At 62.1% G+C, this 19,862-nt stretch carries 25 protein-coding genes; 14 read left to right on the forward strand and 11 right to left on the reverse strand.

Annotated features, from left to right (window positions below):
• Positions 1–7: 7 nt before the first annotated feature.
• From AC3WP7_RS14085 to AC3WP7_RS14095, 3 genes are all read left to right on the forward strand, one after another.
• Positions 8–997 (forward strand): 2-hydroxyacid dehydrogenase, encoded by a 990-nt coding sequence (locus tag AC3WP7_RS14085; protein ID WP_093527825.1) that lies wholly within the window; start codon positions 8–10, stop codon positions 995–997.
• Between the two features lie 71 nt (positions 998–1,068).
• Positions 1,069–1,509, forward strand: a complete 441-nt coding sequence (locus tag AC3WP7_RS14090; protein ID WP_071491872.1) for a hypothetical protein — start codon at positions 1,069–1,071, stop codon at positions 1,507–1,509.
• A complete protein-coding gene (locus AC3WP7_RS14095) occupies positions 1,506–1,910 on the forward strand; it encodes an META domain-containing protein (protein WP_093123788.1) in 405 nt (134 codons plus the stop codon). Before AC3WP7_RS14090 ends, AC3WP7_RS14095 begins: the two co-directional genes overlap by 4 nt.
• Before the next feature lie 140 nt (positions 1,911–2,050).
• Here the strand turns inward: AC3WP7_RS14095 and AC3WP7_RS14100 are convergent, their stop codons facing one another.
• Complete coding sequence (locus AC3WP7_RS14100) at positions 2,051–2,512, reverse strand: TlpA disulfide reductase family protein (protein ID WP_071491874.1); 462 nt, start codon at positions 2,510–2,512, stop codon at positions 2,051–2,053.
• A gap of 115 nt (positions 2,513–2,627) precedes the next feature.
• Here AC3WP7_RS14100 and arsC point away from each other — a divergent pair, with 115 nt between their 5' ends.
• From arsC to AC3WP7_RS14115, 3 genes are read left to right on the forward strand one after another with little or no spacing between them, the layout of a single operon-like run.
• The gene (arsC, locus tag AC3WP7_RS14105; RefSeq protein ID WP_093512752.1) at positions 2,628–2,981 is read left to right on the forward strand and encodes an arsenate reductase (glutaredoxin); all 354 of its coding nucleotides are present in this window, start codon (positions 2,628–2,630) and stop codon (positions 2,979–2,981) included.
• Complete coding sequence (gene wrbA / locus AC3WP7_RS14110) at positions 2,978–3,592, forward strand: NAD(P)H:quinone oxidoreductase (protein WP_071491876.1); 615 nt, start codon at positions 2,978–2,980, stop codon at positions 3,590–3,592. The genes arsC and wrbA overlap by 4 nt, the downstream gene beginning before the upstream one ends.
• A complete protein-coding gene (locus AC3WP7_RS14115; protein WP_092245117.1) occupies positions 3,576–3,983 on the forward strand; it encodes a DUF2069 domain-containing protein in 408 nt (135 codons plus the stop codon). The genes wrbA and AC3WP7_RS14115 overlap by 17 nt, the downstream gene beginning before the upstream one ends.
• Positions 3,984–4,077: 94 nt before the next feature.
• Here the strand turns inward: AC3WP7_RS14115 and AC3WP7_RS14120 are convergent, their stop codons facing one another.
• Positions 4,078–4,749 (reverse strand): DNA-3-methyladenine glycosylase I, encoded by a 672-nt coding sequence (locus tag AC3WP7_RS14120; protein WP_071491878.1) that lies wholly within the window; start codon positions 4,747–4,749, stop codon positions 4,078–4,080.
• A 67-nt stretch (positions 4,750–4,816) separates the two neighbouring features.
• The gene (ttcA, locus tag AC3WP7_RS14125) at positions 4,817–5,641 is read right to left on the reverse strand and encodes a tRNA 2-thiocytidine(32) synthetase TtcA (protein WP_058425451.1); all 825 of its coding nucleotides are present in this window, start codon (positions 5,639–5,641) and stop codon (positions 4,817–4,819) included.
• A 270-nt stretch (positions 5,642–5,911) separates the two neighbouring features.
• Between ttcA and AC3WP7_RS14130 the strand changes: the two genes are divergently transcribed.
• Together AC3WP7_RS14130 and AC3WP7_RS14135 are read left to right on the forward strand one after the other, a co-directional pair.
• Positions 5,912–6,514, forward strand: a complete 603-nt coding sequence (locus AC3WP7_RS14130) for a Yip1 family protein (RefSeq protein ID WP_058425452.1) — start codon at positions 5,912–5,914, stop codon at positions 6,512–6,514.
• A 127-nt stretch (positions 6,515–6,641) separates the two neighbouring features.
• The gene (locus AC3WP7_RS14135; RefSeq protein ID WP_071492040.1) at positions 6,642–7,136 is read left to right on the forward strand and encodes a SprT family zinc-dependent metalloprotease; all 495 of its coding nucleotides are present in this window, start codon (positions 6,642–6,644) and stop codon (positions 7,134–7,136) included.
• Positions 7,137–7,227: 91 nt separating this feature from the next.
• On the opposite strand, the gene AC3WP7_RS14140 is transcribed toward AC3WP7_RS14135, so the two are convergent.
• Positions 7,228–8,391 (reverse strand): CaiB/BaiF CoA transferase family protein, encoded by a 1,164-nt coding sequence (locus tag AC3WP7_RS14140; protein ID WP_102591782.1) that lies wholly within the window; start codon positions 8,389–8,391, stop codon positions 7,228–7,230.
• A 157-nt stretch (positions 8,392–8,548) separates the two neighbouring features.
• Between AC3WP7_RS14140 and tusD the strand changes: the two genes are divergently transcribed.
• The 6 genes from tusD (at position 8,549) to AC3WP7_RS14170 (ending at position 11,985) form a co-directional block, all read left to right on the forward strand.
• A complete protein-coding gene (gene tusD / locus AC3WP7_RS14145) occupies positions 8,549–8,941 on the forward strand; it encodes a sulfurtransferase complex subunit TusD (RefSeq protein ID WP_093123798.1) in 393 nt (130 codons plus the stop codon).
• Position 8,942: 1 nt separating this feature from the next.
• Positions 8,943–9,293: a sulfurtransferase complex subunit TusC gene (tusC, locus tag AC3WP7_RS14150; protein ID WP_071491881.1), complete on the forward strand. Its 351-nt coding sequence runs from the start codon at positions 8,943–8,945 to the stop codon at positions 9,291–9,293.
• Positions 9,293–9,571, forward strand: a complete 279-nt coding sequence (tusB, locus tag AC3WP7_RS14155; protein ID WP_071491882.1) for a sulfurtransferase complex subunit TusB — start codon at positions 9,293–9,295, stop codon at positions 9,569–9,571. The genes tusC and tusB overlap by 1 nt, the downstream gene beginning before the upstream one ends.
• Positions 9,568–9,903 (forward strand): TusE/DsrC/DsvC family sulfur relay protein, encoded by a 336-nt coding sequence (locus AC3WP7_RS14160; RefSeq protein ID WP_093123803.1) that lies wholly within the window; start codon positions 9,568–9,570, stop codon positions 9,901–9,903. The genes tusB and AC3WP7_RS14160 overlap by 4 nt, the downstream gene beginning before the upstream one ends.
• Complete coding sequence (locus AC3WP7_RS14165; protein ID WP_102591781.1) at positions 9,900–10,901, forward strand: glycosyl transferase family protein; 1,002 nt, start codon at positions 9,900–9,902, stop codon at positions 10,899–10,901. The genes AC3WP7_RS14160 and AC3WP7_RS14165 overlap by 4 nt, the downstream gene beginning before the upstream one ends.
• Before the next feature lie 88 nt (positions 10,902–10,989).
• Positions 10,990–11,985 carry a glutathione S-transferase family protein gene (locus AC3WP7_RS14170; RefSeq protein WP_102591780.1) on the forward strand — a complete coding sequence of 332 codons (996 nt, stop codon included), beginning with the start codon at positions 10,990–10,992 and terminating at the stop codon, positions 11,983–11,985.
• A 105-nt stretch (positions 11,986–12,090) separates the two neighbouring features.
• Here AC3WP7_RS14170 and cysG read toward each other — a convergent pair whose 3' ends face one another.
• From cysG to AC3WP7_RS14205, 7 genes are read right to left on the reverse strand one after another with little or no spacing between them, the layout of a single operon-like run.
• Complete coding sequence (cysG, locus tag AC3WP7_RS14175; RefSeq protein ID WP_093123813.1) at positions 12,091–13,485, reverse strand: siroheme synthase CysG; 1,395 nt, start codon at positions 13,483–13,485, stop codon at positions 12,091–12,093.
• Positions 13,486–14,766 (reverse strand): serine--tRNA ligase, encoded by a 1,281-nt coding sequence (gene serS / locus AC3WP7_RS14180; protein ID WP_093123817.1) that lies wholly within the window; start codon positions 14,764–14,766, stop codon positions 13,486–13,488.
• 16 nt (positions 14,767–14,782) lie between these two features.
• On the reverse strand, positions 14,783–15,157 hold the full coding sequence (crcB, locus tag AC3WP7_RS14185; RefSeq protein ID WP_071491888.1) for a fluoride efflux transporter CrcB: 375 nt from the start codon (positions 15,155–15,157) through the stop codon (positions 14,783–14,785).
• A complete protein-coding gene (locus AC3WP7_RS14190) occupies positions 15,157–16,479 on the reverse strand; it encodes a replication-associated recombination protein A (RefSeq protein WP_071491889.1) in 1,323 nt (440 codons plus the stop codon). The genes crcB and AC3WP7_RS14190 overlap by 1 nt, the downstream gene beginning before the upstream one ends.
• Before the next feature lie 27 nt (positions 16,480–16,506).
• On the reverse strand, positions 16,507–17,130 hold the full coding sequence (gene lolA / locus AC3WP7_RS14195) for an outer membrane lipoprotein periplasmic chaperone LolA (RefSeq protein WP_071491890.1): 624 nt from the start codon (positions 17,128–17,130) through the stop codon (positions 16,507–16,509).
• A 54-nt stretch (positions 17,131–17,184) separates the two neighbouring features.
• Positions 17,185–19,593 carry a DNA translocase FtsK gene (locus AC3WP7_RS14200; protein WP_071491891.1) on the reverse strand — a complete coding sequence of 803 codons (2,409 nt, stop codon included), beginning with the start codon at positions 19,591–19,593 and terminating at the stop codon, positions 17,185–17,187.
• On the reverse strand, positions 19,568–19,810 hold the full coding sequence (locus tag AC3WP7_RS14205) for a hypothetical protein (protein WP_139212897.1): 243 nt from the start codon (positions 19,808–19,810) through the stop codon (positions 19,568–19,570). Before AC3WP7_RS14205 ends, AC3WP7_RS14200 begins: the two co-directional genes overlap by 26 nt.
• Between the last annotated feature and the right edge of the window lie 52 nt (positions 19,811–19,862).

A 19,862-nucleotide genomic window follows, 5' to 3' on the forward strand; every position in this document is an offset into this window, starting at 1 on the left:
CCTTTTGATGCGCGTGATTCTATTCAGCAGCCAAACCTACGACCGCGACAGCTTTCTCGGCGAACCGTTGCCCGTAGGCCTGGAGCTGCAATTCCAGCCCGCCCGGCTCAACCTCGACACCGTGGCCCTGGCCGAACATCACGAGGTAGTCTGCGCCTTTATCAACGATGACCTCAGCGCCCCGGTGCTGGAGCAGTTGGCCAAGGGCGGCACGCGGTTGATCGCCCTGCGCTCGGCGGGCTACAACCATGTGGACCTGGCCGCCGCCAAGCGCCTGGGCCTGACCATCGTGCGCGTACCGGCCTACTCGCCCCATGCGGTGGCCGAACACGCCGTCGCGCTGATCCTCGCCCTCAACCGCCGCCTGCCCCGCGCCTGCAACCGTACCCGCGACGGCGATTTCAGCCTGCATGGCCTCACCGGTTTCGACCTGGTGGGCAAGACCGTCGGCGTGGTCGGCACCGGACAGATCGGCGCCACCTTCGCCAATATCATGGCCGGCTTCGGTTGCCGGCTGCTGGCCTACGACCCCTTCCCCAACCCGCAGATCCAGGCCCAGGGCGCGCACTACGTGAGCCTGCCCGAACTGCTGGCCCAGGCGCAGATCATCAGCCTGCACTGCCCGCTCACCGCCGACAGCAAACACCTGATCAACGCCCGCTCCCTGGCGCAGATGCAACCGGGTGCGATGCTGATCAACACCGGTCGCGGTGGGCTGGTCGACACCCCGGCGCTGATCAAGGCGCTCAAGGACGGCCAGCTCGGCTACCTCGGTCTGGATGTCTATGAGGAAGAAGCGCAGTTGTTTTTCGAGGACCGCTCTGATCTGCCCTTGCAGGACGACGTGCTCGCACGCCTGCTGACCTTCCCTAACGTGATCATCACTGCCCACCAGGCGTTTCTGACCCGCGAGGCCCTGGCCGCCATCGCCGGCACGACGTTGGCCAACATTGCCGCCTGGGCCGATGGCCGGGCACAGAACCTCGTCGAAGGATGATCAGCGGTTACATACCAGGCTCATGATGAGCCAGCACCCGTGATAGGATGCCGCGCCTATTTGGAGGATCCATGGCCGAACACGATTTCCGCTTCAGTTTGCTGAGCCCGCAACACACCCTGATCGAATGCCGCGCCCTGGTGCCGGGCCGTTACCAGGTCACCGGCAACGGTGGCTCGATCAAGCATGGCGACGTTCTGATCGTCTCCCTGCGCGGCAGTAAAACCCTGTCGATGCGCCTCACCGTCGAAGGTGACGCACGCTACTCCATCCGCCCGGCGGGCCAGTGGGTCGCCATGGCCCAGGGGCCGAAGTTCGGGGAGTTGGAGATTCACACCTGGAAGGTCAACTGCGACAGCTGCGACGCCGTGTTGGACTTCGAGTTTGCGGTGGAAACCAAGCTGACCAAAGAACCGCTGCAACCGGCCGCCAATGCGCGGATCGCCGAGTTGGGCTGGACCAGCGAGGGCGACAAGCACCGCTGCCCGAAATGCCAGAAGGCTGCGCAATGAGAGGCCTGTTTCTGCTCGCCGCCCTCGGGGCGGGCCTGACCGGCTGTGCCGGCGACGCGGTCAAGCTCAAACAGGATCACAGCTACGTGGTGGAATGGATTGGCGAGCGGCCGCTGATGGATTACGCGCACCTGACCGTCACCCTCGGCGCCGATGGTCGCGCCTATGGCAACGGCGGCTGCAACCATTGGTTCGCGCCCTACACCGTCGACGGTCAAAAGCTCAGCTTCGGCCAGATCGGCAGCACCCGCAAACTCTGCGCCGAAGCGTTGATGGAACAGGAACACCGCTTCTTCCAGGCCCTGCAAGGCGTGCAGCGCTGGGATATCTCGCCGATCGAGCAGACCCGGTTCTGGCCGGCCGAGGGCAAACCGATACGATTGTGGCTCGAAGAAGGCTGATTTTCCCAATCCATGGATTGATGGAAGCTAAATGTGGGAGGGGGCTTGCCCCCGATGGCGGTGTAACAGTCAACTGATGGAGTGACTGACACACAGCTATCGGGGGCAAGCCCCCTCCCACATTTGATTCCGGGTAGCCCCTAGCCGCGCAAGGCCTTGAGCCTGGCCAGCACGCCTTCCGCCGTCTGCTCGCCCATCAACGTCTCGCGCACCTTGCCCTTGTCATCGATGATGTAGGTCACCGGCAACGCTTCGCTGCGTGGAATATCGAAAATCTCTTCCGGGTTCTGCGCCAGCACCGTGAACTTGATGCCCAGCTTGTCGCTGGCGGCTTTCAGCTCTTCGCCCTGGACATTGTCGAAGTTGACCCCGAACACGCCCACGTTCTGCGCCTTCAACTGTTCGGCCAAGGCATTGAGCTCGGGGATTTCCGTGCGGCACGGACCACACCATTCGGCCCAGTAATTGACCACCAGCCACTGCTTGTCCAAGCGTTCGGACGCCACCTTCTTGCCAAATTGGTCAACGCCGTAATCGTTACCGCAGCCGCTGAGCAGCAGGGTTGTGATGATCGCCAATGCACCGATCAGTCGCCTTGTCATGGGGTAATCCTTCGCAAAAATGAACGTTGGCTGCGGCCTATCGCCTCTTACGGTTTAAGGACAGGTCGCTGCACGGGTAGAATACCCGCCACCTTACGCAAGATGCGACCCGCACATGACCGATCTGACGCTTTATCACAACCCGCGCTGCTCGAAATCCCGCGGTGCGCTGGAGCTGCTGGAGGCCCGTGGCCTCACCCCCACCGTTGTACGCTACCTGGAAACCCCGCTGGACGCCGCGCAACTCAAGGCGCTGCTCGGCAAGCTGGGTATCAGCGCGCGCCAACTGCTGCGCACCGGCGAAGATGAATACAAAACCCTGAACCTGGCCGACGCCAGCCTCAGCGAAGCCCAGTTGATCGCCACCATTGCCGATCACCCGAAATTGATGGAACGCCCGATCCTGGAAACCGCCGACAAAGCCGTCATCGGCCGGCCGCCGGAAAACGTACTGGAGATCCTGCCGTGACGTCGCCGTATGTGCTGGTGCTGTATTACAGCCGCAATGGCTCGGTCAGCGAAATGGCCCGGCAGATTGCCCGGGGCATCGAGCAAGGCGGGATGGAGGCACGCTTGCGCACCGTGCCGGCGATCTCCACCGAGTGCGAAGCCGTGGCACCGAGCATTCCGGAGGAAGGCGCGCTGTATGCCAGCCTCGACGACCTGAAACACTGCTCCGGCCTGGCCCTGGGCAGCCCGACCCGCTTCGGCAACATGGCCGCACCGCTCAAGTACTTCATCGACGGCACCAGCAACCTGTGGCTCACCGGCGCCCTCGTCGGCAAGCCGGCCGGGGTGTTTACCTCCACGGCCAGCCTGCACGGCGGCCAGGAAACCACGCTGATGTCGATGCTGCTGCCGTTGCTGCACCACGGCATGCTGATCACCGGCCTGCCCTACAGCGAACAGGCCTTGCTCGATACCCAGGGCGGCGGCACGCCCTATGGTGCCAGCCATCACGCCGGCCCGGACGGCAAGCGCATGCTCGACCAGCATGAGATCGCCCTGTGCCGCGCGCTGGGGCTACGCCTGGCGAACACCGCCACGCTGCTGGAGGGCGGTCGTGGCCAGGAAGCCTAAGGTCCTGCCGCCCCAGGCGTGGTTGGAGCCACGGGTCAGAATTGCTCGCGCGCTGAGCCTGCTGGCGTTTTTTGGCCTGGTGGGGTTGCTGTGCGTGTACTACCTGTTCGTTGCTGATCTGCACGGCGCACGGCCGTGGGTGATCCTGCTGATCGAACTGGTGCCCTTGCTGGTGCTGGCGCCAGGCATGCTGCTGGGCAGCGCGCGCGGGCACTCATGGATGTGCTTTGTGGTGAACCTGTATTTCATCAAGGGCGCGCTGGCGGCGTATGACCCGAACCGGCAGTGGTTCGGGGTGCTGGAGATGTTGGCGAGCCTGGCGGTGTTTTGCACGGCACTGTTGTATGTGCGCTGGCGGCATCAGTTGAACCGGCAGCTGGCAGCGGCCTGAAGCCCCTCATCGGGGGCAAGCCCCCTCCCACACTGTTACCGCGCCGCCTATCCAATGTGGGAGGGGGCTTGCCCCCGATGGCATCATCCCGGCCTCAATGGTTGACGGTGTACGCCAACATCATCGACAACTGGCACATCGGCCGTCCACTCTCGGCGTGCCACTGGTTGAACGCGCCCTGCACCGTCGCCAGGTCGCGCAGGCTGGTCGGCGCCTTGTCGACGATCTTCTGCGCGTTCAACGCCGCCACCACGTCATAACTCGGCACAAAGGTATCCTTGCCGACCATGCGTAAAAAGCGCGGCGCTGACAACCCGCCGAGCTGGTGGCCGTGTTTGCTCAGGTACTTCCACAAGCCGACAATGTCGGTCACCGGCCAATCGGCGATAAACGCGCCGAAGCTGCCCTTCTCCTGCTCGATATCCAGGATCATCTGCGCATTGCGCGGCACGCTCTTGAGCTTGCCCAGATGGCGGATGATGCTGGTGTCCTGCATCAGCCGCTCCAGGTGCTCGGCGCCCATCAGTACGACTTTTTCCGGATCGAAGCCGAAAAACACCTTTTCGAACGCCGGCCACTTGGCGTCCACCACGCTGTGCTTCAAGCCTGCACGAAACACGCGCAACGCCAGGGTCGACAGGTAGCGATCATCACTGATCTTGCGTAATTGCGCCGCAGTCTTGGGCACAGGCAGGTGGGCTTCCAGCTCGGCCGCCGAACCGAAGCGGTTCAGACAATATTCGTGCAGCCACTTGTAATCGCGCATGCCCTCTCCTGGCAATTGAATGGAAAACGGCGCCCGCGAGCGCCGTGTGTCAGAGCCTTGAATGGGCTCAGAGGTTCACAACATTGACGAAGCGCGACGCGGCGGTCTCATCGATTTTCAGGCTGGTGAAGTCGAACAGGTTGCGGTCGGCCAACTGTGAGGGGATAACGTTCTGCAGGCTGCGGAAGATGCTTTCGGTGCGGCCCGGGGTCTTGCGCTCCCAGTCCAGCAGCATTTCCTTGACCACCTGGCGCTGCAGGTTCTCCTGGGAGCCACACAGGTTGCACGGGATGATCGGGAATTGCTTGAAGTCGGAGTAAGCCTGGATGTCTTTCTCGTTGCAATACGCCAGCGGGCGGATCACCACGTTGCGCCCGTCATCGGCACGCAGCTTGGGCGGCATGGCCTTGAGCGAGCCGTTGAAGAACATATTCAGGAAGAAGGTCTCGACGATATCGTCGCGATGATGCCCCAGGGCCATCTTGGTCGCGCCAATCTCATCGGCGAAGGTGTACAGCGTGCCACGGCGCAGGCGCGAACACAGCGAGCAGGTGGTCTTGCCTTCCGGAATCAGTTCCTTGACCACCGAGTAGGTGTCTTTCTCGACGATGTGGTACTCGATGCCCAGTTCCTTGAGGTAGGCCGGCAGCACATGCTCAGGGAAGCCCGGTTGTTTCTGGTCCATGTTGACGGCGACGATCTCGAACTTGATCGGTGCGACCTTTTGCAGGTGCAACAGCACGTCGAGCATGGTGTAGCTGTCTTTGCCGCCGGAGAGGCAGACCATGACCTTGTCGCCGTCCTCGATCATATTGAAATCGGCGACCGCTTCACCGGCCAGGCGACGCAGGCGTTTTTGCAGTTTGTTCTGGTTGACCGTAAGAGTGCCCATGGCGCTTGGATCCGCTGGAGGTGTGTGACGAAAAGCCCAGCATTTTACCGGTAAGAATCACCGAGTTCCAATGTGGGAGGGGGCTGCATTCCAATCTGCGATTAACCCCAACGTTTACAGCGCAATTTGCTCTAAAGGCCCTACAGTTATTCCGGTCATCCCTTCCTATACTGCGACAAGAGGTCGCACAGCTATCCAGGACCTTTGAGGCCATTTGGCCCGTGGGCGCTCCGATGGGGGGCGATGGCAATAACGACAGGAGTGACTGGCATGATCCATCACGTCGTGGGGCTTTTTACCCATCCCGACCAGGAATGGCGGGAAATCCGTGGCGATAAAGAAGAAAGCATCGGCCACATGTACCTCACTCACACCCTGATTCTCGCGGCGATTCCCGCCGTTTCCGCGTTTATCGGTACCACCCAGGTCGGCTGGGTCATCGGCAACCGCGCGCCAGTGATGCTGACCCAGGAAAGCGCACTGTGGATGACCATCATGTCCTACGCCGCGATGCTCGCCGGCGTGGCGGTGATGGGTGCATTCATTCACTGGATGGCGCGTACCTATGACGCCAACCCGAGCATGGCCCGCTGCGTGGCGTTTGCCACCTACACCGCCACGCCACTGTTCATCGGCGGGCTGGCGGCGCTCTATCCACATATGTGGCTGGGCATGGTGGTAGGCACGGCGGCCATCTGCTACACGGTGTACCTGCTTTATGTAGGTGTGCCGACCTTTATGAACATTGATCCGGATGAAGGCTTCCTGTTTTCCAGTTCCATACTGGCCGTGGGGCTGGTGGTGCTGGTGGCGATCATGGCCTTTACCGTGATTGTCTGGGGCTTGGGCGTAGGCCCGATCTATACCAACTGAGCAGATGAACCGTGGGCAAAGCCACCGCAAGGTGGCTTTGTGCATCATGCATGACCATTCGGCGCCTGACAGATTCGGAAACACCCAGCTTTGCGGCATACTGGGCGTCTCTGGAGATATGTACAGCATGCCCGAGCAACTCAATACCCGCGTCGAAGATTGTTTCCTGCTAGCCGAATCCTTTTTCAAACGAAGCTTCAAACGTCCCCAGGTCAGCCTCAAGCTGCGGGGCCAGAAGGCCGGTGTCGCGCATTTGCACGAGAACCTGCTGCGCTTCAACCCACAGTTGTACCGAGAAAACAGCCAACATTTCCTCAAGCAGACCGTAGCCCATGAAGTGGCGCACCTGATTGCCCACCAGTTGTTTGGTGAACGCATCCAGCCCCATGGCGAGGAATGGCAATTGATCATGCGCGGGGTCTACGAACTGCCGCCGGACCGTTGCCACACCTATGCCGTGAAGCGCCGCCAGGTGACCCGCTATATCTACAAGTGCCCGTGCGCGGACAGTGACTTTCCGTTCTCGCCCCAGCGCCATGGCATGGTGGCTCAGGGCCGAAGGTATTTGTGCAGGCGGTGCCGGCAGACGCTGGTGTTTACCGGTGAAACCCGGGTGGAATGAGGGCCTCATCGGGGGCAAGCCCCCTCCCACCTGTTGACCGCGCCGCCTATCGAGTGTGAGAGGGAGCTTGCTTCCGATGGCGTCGGTCCAGTCACCCTACTACCTTGGTCCGCCGCAGATCCTGTATGCGCTGAACACTGAACCCCAACTCCGCCAGCACCTCATCACTGTGCGCCCCCACAGCAGCGCCTATATGCCTGGGCGCTGGCAACCCCTCCGAGAACTTCAACGGGCAGGCAATCTGCGCCTGGCTCGAGCCATCCCCCCTGGGCACCTGACTGACCAACGCCCGCGCCCTTAACTGCGGATGTTGCACCGCTTCACTCAGGCTCAACACCGGCTCCACACACGCATCCACCCCGGCAAACAACTCACACAACTCATCAAAGCTACGTTTCTCGAATTCAACCTGCAGCGCCTGCTTGAGTGTGGGCGACAGGCCCAGCGCCGCCAACTCCGGCCGTCCCAGCGCGTCACAGAGTTGCTGCATAAACCCGGGTTCCAGACTGCCGACCGACATCCAACGCCCATCCCGCGAGCGGTAATAATCGTAAAAACTGCCACCGTTCAGCACGTGGCTTTCGCGTTCAGGCTCGACATCGCACGCCAGGAAGCCCGCACCCGCCATGGCGTTCAGGCTGAACGAGCAGTCGGTCATGCTCACATCCAGGTACTGGCCTACCCCGCTCTGCTGCCGGGCGATGACCGCCGCGAGCAGCCCCACTACCGCATGCAGCGACCCGCCGCCCACATCCGCCAGTTGTACGCCCAGTGGCAACGGGCCGCTGTCCCGGCGCCCGGTGTAGCTGGCCACCCCGGCCAACGCCAGGTAATTGATGTCGTGCCCGGCGCGGTCCCTATACGGGCCAGTCTGGCCATAACCGGTGATCGATACATAAATCAGCCGGGGGTTGATCGCCTTCAATGCCTCATACCCCAACCCCAGCCGCTCCATCACCCCAGGGCGGAATTGTTCAAGCAGGATGTCGTATTCCTTGACCAGCGCCCGTACGATCTCCAGCGCCTCGGCGTGCTTGAGGTCCAGCGCCAGGCTGCGCTTGTTGCGGTTGAGGTAGGCGTGGCTGGCCGACGTGCCCTGGTCGTGGGGTGGCAGTACGCGCAACAGGTCCATGCGCGTGGGTGACTCGATACGCAGCACCTCGGCGCCCATGTCTGCCAGCATCAGCGACGCAAACGGGCCAGGCAGCAAGGTGGAAAAATCCAGCACTTTGAGGGACGCCAAGGGACCTGACATGGGCACTCCATTTCGGTTTTGAATGCCCACAGACTAGGCAGCCTTGCGCCGGTCGGCAATCGCCGGAACGGTCACCGACAGTGACCGTTTTGATCACGGCGGGCTTTTTCGCGGCGGCGGCTTTATCATTGGCCCACGTTTGCTTGCAGAGTGTTCCATGAAGTTTGCGATTGCAGTGTTTTGTGCCGCCCACGCGCCCTCCTCGCGCCGCGCCCTGCTGTTTGCCCGGGCGGCACTGGCCGGCGGGCATGAGATTGTGCGGCTGTTTTTCTACCAGGACGGCGTGTACAGCGCGTCCAATTCGGTTGTTGCGCCCCAGGATGAGCAGGACATCGCTCGCCAATGGCGTGAGTTTGTCAGCGCGCACCAACTCGACAGCGTGGTGTGCATCGCCGCTGCCTTGCGTCGTGGCGTGCTCAACGAGGAGGAAGCCACGCGTTATCAACGCAGTGCAGTCAACCTTGATGCGCCGTGGGAGCTGTCGGGCCTGGGGCAATTGCACGACGCCGCCCAGGCCGCCGATCGCCTGATCTGTTTTGGAGGGCCGTGACATGTCCAAATCCCTATTGGTGATCAGCCGCCAGGCACCTTGGTCTGGCCCGGGCGCACGCGAAGCACTGGACATCGTGCTGGCTGGCGGTGCCTTCGATCTGCCCATCGGCCTGCTGTTCCTCGACGACGGTGTGTTCCAACTGGCACCACATCAGGACGCCAAGGCCGTGCAGCAGAAGGACCTCGGCGCCAACCTGCAGGCGCTGGGCCTGTTCGGTATCGACGAGGTATTCGCCTGCCACCATAGCCTGGCCGAACGCGGCCTCACGACGCCCGCCAGCGCACAGCCGCTGGACAGCGCTGCGATCTCCCAGTTGATTGACCGTTACGACCAGGTGATAACCCTCTGATGTCGACTCTACATGTGGTTTCCCACTCCCCGTTTACCGATAGCCGCCTGGACAGCTGCCTGCGTATCTGTGGCGTTAATGACGCCATCCTGCTCTGCGGCGACGGCGCCTATGGGCTGCACAACGCGGCGCTGCAAACCAAAGGCGTGAAGGTGTTTGTGCTGGCCGAAGACATGCAGGCGCGCAACCTGCCCTTGCCCGACTGGGCCGACAGCGTCGATTACCCGGGTTTCGTGCAGTTGTCGCTCGACTACGACAAGGTCAACAGCTGGCTATGAACACCCTGACCGTAGGCACACGCACCCTGGAACTGGACAAGGACGGCTACCTGGTCGACCTGAACGCCTGGTCCGAGGAAGTCGCCAACGCCCTGGCCGCCGCCGAACCCCTGGCGTTGACCGCGGACCATTGGGAAATCCTCACGCTCTTGCGCCAGTTCTACAGCGAATTCCAGCTGTCCCCGGCCACGCGCCCGCTGATCAAGTACACCGCCTTGAAGCTGGGCCCGGAAAAGGGCAACAGCCTGCACCTCAACAAACTGTTCAACGGCACTCCCGCCAAACTCGCCGCCAAGCTGGCGGGCCTGCCCAGGCCGACGAATTGCTTATGACCGACTTTGCCCCGCTGACTCTCCAACCCCCTGCCGAGCACCCGTTTGCACCATTCGTGCGCATCCTGGGCAAAGGCAAGCGCGGTGCGCGCAACCTCACCCGTGAGGAGGCCCGCGAAGCCATGGGCATGCTGCTCGACGAAAAAGTCGAGGACACCCAGCTCGGCGCCTTCCTGATGCTGCTGCGCCACAAGGAAGAAAGCCCGGAAGAACTGGCCGGTTTCACCGAAGCCGTGCGCGAACGCCTGGATGCCCCGGCGCTGAATGTGGACGTTGACTGGCCGACCTACGCCGGCAAGAAACGCCACCTGCCCTGGTACCTGCTGGCGGCCAAGTGCCTGGCGCAAAACGGCGTGCGTACCCTGATGCACGGCGGCGGCGCCCACACGGCGGGACGGCTGTACACCGAGCAACTGCTGGAAGGTTTGCAGATCCCGCTGTGCCGCAACTGGCAGCAGGTCGAGGCCGCTTATGCACACGGCAACCTGGCGTTTATCCCGCTGGGCGACTGGGCGCCGCAATTGCAACGCATGATCGATCTGCGCAACACCCTGGGCCTGCGCTCGCCGATCCACTCCCTGGCGCGCCTGCTCAACCCACTGAATGCGCGGCTGGGCCTGCAAAGTATTTTCCATCCGGGTTACCAGGGCGTGCACCGCGATGCCAGCGGCCTGCTCGGCGACAATGTAATCGTGGTGAAGGGCGACGGCGGCGAGATCGAGATCAATCCCGACTCGGCCAGTCACCTGTACGGCACCACTGGAGGCGAAAGCTGGGACGAAGAGTGGCCCGCCCTCTCCGCCCAGCGCCACGTCAAACCGGCCACCCTCGACCCCGAGCACTTGAAAGCCGTGTGGCGCGGCGACATCGAGGACAGCTACCCGCAATTGGCACTGATCGCCACCATGGCCCTGGCCTTGCGTGGCCTGGGTCACCCACGGGAGCAGGCCTTTGAACTGGCCCGGCAATACTGGATCGCACGGGACAAATCGATTTAATCGATGATTAACCCCCGGTCTTTGCGCTTTTAGTTCGAACTCATCCCTTTAGACTGGGCTCCAACGCTTATTAGCCAAGGAGCCAGTCATGGGTTTGCTGATCGAAGGGCACTGGAAAGACCAGTGGTACGAAAGTAGCGCGGACGGCACGTTCCAGCGCGAACAGGCGCAACGCCGCCACTGGGTCACCGCCGACGGCGCGCCAGGCCCGAGTGGCGAAGGCGGCTTCACAGCCGAGGCCGGCCGCTACCACCTCTATGTCTCCCTGGCCTGCCCCTGGGCTCACCGCACGCTGATCCTGCGCAAGCTCAAGGGCCTGGAAAGCCTGATAGACGTGTCCGTGGTCAGTTGGTTGATGCTGGAAAATGGCTGGACCTTCGACAAGGCCCATGGCACGACCGGCGACAAACTCGACGACTTAGCCTTCATGCACCAGCGTTATACCGCCGACACCGCCGATTACACCGGACGCGTCACCGTGCCGGTGCTGTGGGACAAAAAGCTGCAGCGCATCGTGAGCAATGAGTCGGCGGAGATCATCCGCATGTTCAACAGCGCCTTCAATGAATTGACCGGCAACACCCTGGATTTCTACCCTGAGCCGCTGCGCGCAACCATCGACGCCTTGAACGAGCGCATTTACCCGGCGGTGAACAACGGCGTGTACCGCGCAGGCTTCGCCACCTCACAGCAGGCGTATGAACGCGCGTTTGATGATGTATTTGCCGAGCTGGATCATCTGGAACAGCACTTGGGCGACCATCGTTACCTGGCTGGCGATTACCTGACGGAGGCGGATGTACGGCTCTTCACCACGCTGATTCGCTTTGATGCGGTGTACTACAGCCATTTCAAATGCAATTTGCGCAGGATTGCGGATTACCCGAACCTGTCGAATTGGTTGAGGGAGATGTACCAGTGGCCGGGGGTGGCCGAGACGGTCGATTTCGAACACATCAAGGGGCATTACTATGCCAGCCATCGCACGATCAACCCGACGGGGATTGTGCCGAAGGGGCCGTCGCAGGGGTTTGATGAACCGCACGATCGGAAGCAATTGATTGGCAAAGGCGTGTGGAACTGATCCGACGTATTGGCTGGCTTTTAGGGCCTCATCGGGGGCAAGCCCCCTCCCACACAGGAATGCAGTCCAATGTGGGAGGGGGCTTGCCCCCGATGCTTTCAAGGCTCAGACCTGCGACTGTGCGCCTTCAAACCACTTCAGCTTCTCGCGCAACACCACCACTTCGCCGACGATCACCAGTGTCGGCGCATGCACTTCATGCTCCGCCACCATCCGTGGCAAGTCGGCCAGGGTGCCGGTGAACACGCGCTGGTTGGACGTGGTGCCCTGCTGGATCAAGGCCGCCGGGGTATCCGCCGCACGCCCGTGCTTGATCAACTGATCACAGATGATCGGCAAGCCGATCAAGCCCATGTAGAACACCAGGGTCTGCGAGGGGCCCACCAGGTCATGCCAGGGCAGGTCCGAGGTTCCGTCCTTCAAATGCCCGGTGATAAAGCGCACCGACTGCGCATAGTCGCGATGGGTCAGCGGAATTCCGGCATATGCCGCGCAACCGCTGGCTGCCGTGATTCCCGGCACCACCTGGAACGGAATGCCATGGGCGGCCAGTTCCTCGATCTCTTCGCCACCACGACCAAAGATGAACGGATCGCCCCCCTTGAGGCGCAACACCCGCTTGCCCTGCTTGGCCAGGTCCACCAGTTGCTGGTTGATCTGGTCTTGTGGCACGGCGTGGTCGGCGCGACGCTTGCCGACGTAGATACGCTCGGCATCCCGGCGGCACAGTTCGAGGATCGCGGGCGCCACCAGGCGGTCGTACAACACCACATCGGCTTGCTGCATCAGGCGCAGGGCACGGAAGGTCAGCAGGTCGGGATCACCCGGACCCGCACCCACCAGATAAACCTCGCCCGGCGCATAAGGCGGCGCGCCGTTGACCTTCTCGATCAGCAAGCGCTCGGCCTCATCGCCCTGCCCGGCCAACTGGCGGTCGGCAATCGGGCCCTGGAACACTTCTTCCCAGAACGCACGGCGCTGCTGCACATCCGGGTACAAGCCTTTGACCTGGGCACGAAAACGCGCCGCCAGCCCGGCCAGCTGCCCGTAAGTGGATGGAATCCAGGTTTCCAGCTTGGCGCGGATCAAGCGTGCCAGCACCGGCGCATCGCCACCGCTGGACACGGCGATCACCAAGGGCGAACGGTCGACGATCGCCGGGAAGATCACGCTGCACAAGGCCGGCGCGTCGACCACATTGACCGGTACGCAACGGCGCTTGGCATCGCTGGACACTTGCGCGTTCAGCGGCTCGTCGTCGGTTGCCGCGATGATCAGGGTGCAGCCGTCGAGGTCGGCCTCCTGATAACCGCGCAGAATCAGTTCCCCGCCACTGCCCAGTACCAGTTCACGCAACTGGTCTTCGATCTGGGGAGCAACCACCCGCAGCAACGCCCCGGCGTCGGCCAGCAGCCGGGATTTGCGCAAGGCAATCTCCCCGCCACCGACGACCAGCACACGACTGCCGCGCAGGTTATGAAACAGCGGCAGAAATTCCATTTAGCGAATGACCTCAACGCCCGCCATGTAAGGCTTGAGCACTTCGGGTACGCGGATCGAACCGTCAGCCTGCTGGTAGTTTTCCAGCACCGCCACCAGGGTACGGCCTACGGCCAGGCCGGAACCGTTGAGGGTGTGTACCAGCTCCGGCTTGCCGGTTTCCGGGTTGCGGAAACGCGCCTGCATGCGACGGGCCTGGAAATCACCGCAGTTGGAGCACGACGAAATCTCGCGGTACTTGTCCTGGCTCGGCACCCACACTTCGAGGTCGTAGGTCTTCACGGCGCTGAAACCCATGTCACCGGTGCACAGGGCCAGCACGCGGTACGGCAGCTCCAGCAGTTGCAGGACGCGCTCAGCGTTGGCGGTCAGGCCTTCCAGGGCGTCCATCGAGGTCGACGGCTCGACGATCTGCACCATCTCGACCTTGTCGAACTGGTGCTGGCGGATCATGCCGCGGGTGTCGCGGCCCGATGCGCCGGCTTCACTGCGAAAGCACGGGCTGTGGGCGACGAACTTGATCGGCAGTTGCCTGGCGTCGAGGATCTCGCCGGAGACGATATTGGTCAGCGACACTTCGGCGGTCGGAATCAGGTACAGGTCGGCTTCGCCGTCGCGGCTGATCTTGAACAGGTCTTCTTCGAATTTCGGCAACTGGCTGGTGCCCATCAGCGCCGGCGCCTGCACCAGGTACGGGGTGTAGGCCTCTTCGTAACCGTGCTCGCCGGTGTGCAGGTTGATCATGAACTGCGCCAGTGCGCGGTGCAGGCGCGCAACCGGGCCGCGCAACAGCGAAAAGCGCGCGCCGGACATCTTGGCGGCGGTTTCGAAATCCAGGCCACCGCTCAGTTCGCCCAGGGCGACGTGGTCCTTGATCTCGAAATCAAAGGCCTTTGGCGTGCCCCAGCGACGCACTTCGACGTTGCCGTCTTCGTCTGCGCCGATCGGCACCGATTCGTGGGGGATGTTGGGGATGCCCAGCAGGATCGAATCCAGTTTGGACTGGATCTTTTCCAGCTCGACTTTACCCTCGGACAGCTCGGTGCCCATGCGCTCGACATCTGCCATCAACGGTGCGATGTCTTCGCCGCGCTGCTTGGCCTGACCGATGGATTTGGAACGCGCATTACGCTCAGCCTGCAGTGCTTCGGTGCGGGTCTGGACGGTCTTGCGCTGTTCTTCCAGCGCTTCGATGCGCGCAACATCCAAGGCAAAGCCACGGGATGCCAGGCGGTCCGCTACGTCCTGAAGGTTGCTACGTAACAGTTTGGAATCGAGCATGTCGGTCTCTCGTTTATCAAAGTTTGGTCAAGGACAGGCCGGCCCAGGTAGCGAGCAGCCCGCCGAATACGCTGATGCCCAGGTACCCGAAGGCTATCAGGGCCTGCCCGCTTTCCAGCAGGCGCAACGTATCCAGTGAAAAGGATGAGAAGGTCGTCAGACCGCCTACAAAGCCGACAATCAAGCCGGCGCGAATTTCAATCGGTACTTCCGGGCGCAACAGGAACCAGCCGTACAACAGCCCGATGATCAGGCAGCCCACCAGGTTGACCGCCAGGGTCGCCGCGTAAAAATGCCTGGGCCAGTTGGCGCTGACCCAGGTGCCGGTGGCGAAACGCAATAATGTACCAGCGATGCCGGCTGCGGACACGGCAAGAATCGTCTTGAACACTACTTTCTCCGCTGTCTGGGGCTGAGTCGATCGAGTTGCGCGAGGTGATTGAGCTTTTCGCCGATCTTCAGCTCCAGGCCACGGGGCACCGGCTGATAGAGCGGCAACGGTTCAAGCTCATCGGGAAAATAGTCTTCACCGGCCGCGTAGGCATCCGGCTCATCGTGGGCGTAACGGTATTCATCGCCATAACCCAGCTGCTTCATCAGCTTGGTCGGCGCGTTGCGCAGGTGCATCGGCACTTCGAGCGAGCCATATTCGGCGGCGGCGCGCAATGCGGACTTGAAGCCCATGTACACCGCGTTGCTTTTTGGCGCGCAGGCCAGGTAGGTGATGGCCTGGGCCACCGCCAACTCGCCTTCCGGGCTACCGAGGCGTTCCTGTACGTCCCATGCCGCCAGGCACAGGCTCAGTGCACGCGGGTCGGCGTTGCCGATGTCTTCGCTGGCCATGCGCACCACACGGCGAGCGAGGTACAGCGGGTCGCAACCGCCATCGATCATGCGTGCAAACCAGTACAGCGCACCGTCGGGGTTGGAGCCGCGCACGGATTTGTGCAGTGCCGAGATCTGGTCGTAGAAGGCCTCGCCGCCCTTGTCGAAGCGGCGCCGCGTGTCGCCGAGCAGGCTTTGCAGGAGGTCGACGCCAATCTCACCGCCGTCTTCGGCCAGGTCGGAGGCGTTTTCCAACAGGTTGAGGAAACGACGACCATCGCCATCGGCGGCCGTCAGCAGGATCTTGAAGCCCTCTTCGCTCACGCTCAGTTGGCGCTTGCCCAAGCCCTTGTCTTCGTTCAAGGCGCGCTGCAGCAGCTTCTGCATCGCCGCCTCGTCCAGGCTTTTGAGCACATAGACCCGCGCCCGCGACAGCAAGGCGTTGTTGAGCTCGAACGAAGGGTTTTCGGTGGTGGCGCCGATGAAGATCAGCGTACCGTCTTCCACATAGGGCAGGAACGCATCCTGCTGTGACTTGTTGAAACGGTGCACTTCGTCGACGAACAGGATGGTGCGCTTGCCGTACTGCCCCGCCTGCTGCTTGGCGACTTCCACCGCCTGGCGGATCTCCTTGACCCCGGCGAGTACCGCCGAGACCGTTTCGAAGTGCGCATCCGAGACCTTCGCCAAGAGCCGCGCCAACGTGGTCTTGCCCACCCCCGGCGGCCCCCAGAAAATCATCGAGTGCAGCGCACCCTGCTCCAGGGCTTCACGCAGGGGCTTGCCGCGAGCGAGCAGGTGTTCCTGACCGACGTACTCGTCCAGGTTGGTCGAACGCAGGCGTGCGGCCAGTGGCTGGGCAATCGGGTCACTTCGAAACAGGTCCATGGGCAGCGTTTGAAACCTCTGGGGAATTTATTCCTGGATCACGTCGGCACCCTTGGGGATGTCGAACTTGAACTTGGACGCCGGTACCGGCTGGTTGGCCTTGACCCCGGAGAACAGGATATCGGTGCGCTGGCCGACGCTGTCGATCAGGCGCATGTTGTTGATCACGCCGTTACCGAACGACAAGGACAGGGTGTCAAACAGCGTGTCCTTGGATTTCGGCTTGAGGGTGAATTCGATCACGTTGCTGGTCTGCTTGGAGGTGATGTCGAAGCTGTCGTTGATCTTCGACACGTCACCTGAGAGCAACAGCGCCGGGGTCTGGTTCAGGCGCGGGTCGAGCTTCTTGATGGTCGCCTGTTCCAGGTCCGGGTCCCACAGGGTGACCTTCTGGCCATCGGACACGATGGTCTGCTCGGCCTTGCCCTCGGTGTGCCAGTAGAACAGGCCAGGACGCTGCACGGCCATTTCGCCGGCGGTTTCCTGCAACTGGGTGCCGCCGGCATCCAGGGTCAACTGGGAGAAGCGCGCGGTCAGGGTCTGGGATTTGTCGAGCAGATTCTTCAGGCTGGCGACGGAGGCCGGGTCAGCGTGAGCCGAAACAGCGGTCAGGGCCAGTGCCGGCAACAACAGCATGCGGATAAAGCGCATGGGAGTCCTCATTGAGTAGTCAGGACGCGCCGCGTGCTGTCACGCGGCGCGGGATCAGTCGCGCATCTGCCCGGGGGCAATGACTTCACGCGAGCCGTTGGTGTTCATTGCGGTCACGACGCCAGCGTTTTCCATGGCTTCGATCATACGAGCGGCACGGTTGTAGCCGATTTTCAGCTTGCGTTGCACCGCGGAAATCGAGGCTCGACGGCTTTCGAGCACGAACGCCACGGCTTCATCGTACAGCGCATCGGTCTCGGCATCATCGTCGCCACCGCCGCTGCCGCCATCGAAGCCGCTGCCGGCTTCTTCCACACCGGCGAGGATGTCATCGTTGTACTCCGGTGCGCCGCGCAGTTTCCAGGCTTCCACCACACGATGCACTTCATCGTCGGAAACAAAGGCGCCGTGCACCCGGATCGGCAGGCTGGTGCCCGGCGGCATGTAGAGCATGTCGCCATGGCCGAGCAGTTGTTCGGCGCCCCCCTGGTCGATGATGGTCCGCGAGTCGATCTTGCTCGACACCTGGAACGCCATGCGCGTCGGGATGTTGGCCTTGATCAGGCCGGTGATCACGTCCACCGACGGCCGCTGGGTGGCAAGGATCAAGTGAATACCGGCGGCACGGGCCTTCTGGGCAATACGCGCGATCAGCTCTTCAACCTTCTTGCCGACAATCATCATCATGTCGGCGAATTCGTCGACCACCACCACAATGGTCGGCAGCTTGGTCAGCTTTGGCGCTTCGTCGTGAATGCTTTCGCGCCGGTACAACGGATCGTCGATGGTCTCGCCGCGTTCCTGGGCTTCCTTGATCTTGGCGTTGAAGCCCGACAGGTTACGCACGCCCATCTTCGCCATCAGCTTGTAGCGGCGCTCCATCTCGGCAACGCTCCAGCGCAGGGCGTTGGCGGCGTCCTTCATGTCGGTGACCACCGGGCACAGCAGGTGTGGAATGCCTTCGTAGATCGACAGTTCCAACATCTTCGGGTCGATCATGATCAGCTTGGCGTCTTCCGGGCCGGACTTGAACAGGATCGACAGGATCATCGCGTTCACCCCCACCGACTTACCGGAACCGGTGGTACCGGCGACCAGCAGGTGGGGCATCTTCGCCAGGTCGGTGATCACCGGCTTGCCGCCGATGTCATGGCCCAGGGCCAGGGTGACCGGCGACTTGAAGTTGTCGTACTCGGGCGTCGACAGCACTTCGGAGAAGCGCACGATCTGGCGGTCTTCGTTGGGAATCTCGATACCCACGGTGGTCTTGCCGGGAATGACTTCCACCACGCGCACGCTGGTCACGGCCAGGGAGCGGGCCAGGTCTTTCGCCAGGTTGGCGATGCGGCTGACCTTCACACCGGCGGCCGGCTGGATTTCGTAACGGGTGATCACCGGGCCGGGATGGATGGAGTCCACCGAGACTTCGACGCCGAATTCCTTGAGCTTGATTTCCAGCAGGTGGCCGACGGCCGCCAGGGACTCTGGGGAATAGTTGAGTTGTTTCTTTTCGGCCGGGTCGAGGATCGAGATCGGCGGCAAGGTGCCTTCGACGGCGCTGTCGATGAACAACGGCGCCTGTTTCTCTTTCTGTACGCGATGGCTCGGTTCGGCCGGCTTGGGCGGCGCGGGAGCAATCACTGGCGGCACCTGCTTCTCGCGGTCCGACATGTGCTTGCTCAAGGCCTGTTCGCGTTCGATCAGGCGTTCCTTGACCTTGGCCTGCTCACGCCGGTCCGGTGTGCTCGGGGCCACCACTTCGTTGACACGGGTGTCGACCTCACGCAGTTGGGCCACCATGCGCTTGCGGTCGACACGGGCCGCCCACCAGCGATTGGCGGCGCCCTGGAACAGCTCCAGCAGGTCGAGGGTGATCTTGCCGGTCACGTCCATCACCTTGAACCAGGACAGGTCGGTGAACACGGTGAGGCCGAACAGGAACAAGGCGATGAACATCAGGGTACTGCCCTGGATATTCAGGGTCCGGCGCGCCAGGTCGCCGAGGCTTTCGCCCAGCGCACCACCGGCGCCCGCCGGCAGGCCGGTGGGTGCATGGAAATGGATATGCGCCAGCGCCGCGCCGGACAACACCAGGAACACCAGGCCGATCAGGCGCCAGGAGAACAGCCAGCCGCTCCACTGCCACGGCTCATGGCGCTGGCGGAAGATCTGCCAGGTCTTGATCGCCAGCAGCAACGGGAAGATATAGGCGAAGTAACCCAGCACCATGAACAGGATATCGGCGCTGTAGGAACCGGCAGGGCCACCGAAGTTCTGCACGTCTTCGATCTTGCTGTTGTGGCTCCAGCCCGGATCGTCCTTGCCATAGGTCAGCAAGGCCATCATCAGGAACAGGCACAGCGCGCCGATCGCGATCAGCGCACCTTCCTTGAGGCGATAATGCAGGTGCTGGCGCCAGGCCGGCACGACTGCTGCTTTAGGTGTTGCGGCGGATTTCTTCAAAACGGGTCTTTTCCTGCGCCTTTAGCGCGTCCATCTGTTGAATGACTGCAAATACTGCCCAATCCGAGCAGCTGAAAAATGAACGAGCGTCGTTGAATCTACTGTTTAACACCGGACTATTGCTGGATGAAATGACGATAACGCCACAATGGCCGCATTGTACGGGTTTGTGTCCCTGATGCCACGCCGCTTGGCGCTCTTCCAGCAGCATAGCCAATTGTGTGTCACAAGATGTTCAATTTGAGCATGCATTGTCTTTGCTGACAAAG

The sequence above is a fragment of the Pseudomonas sp. FW305-3-2-15-C-LB1 genome (genome assembly GCF_058787615.1).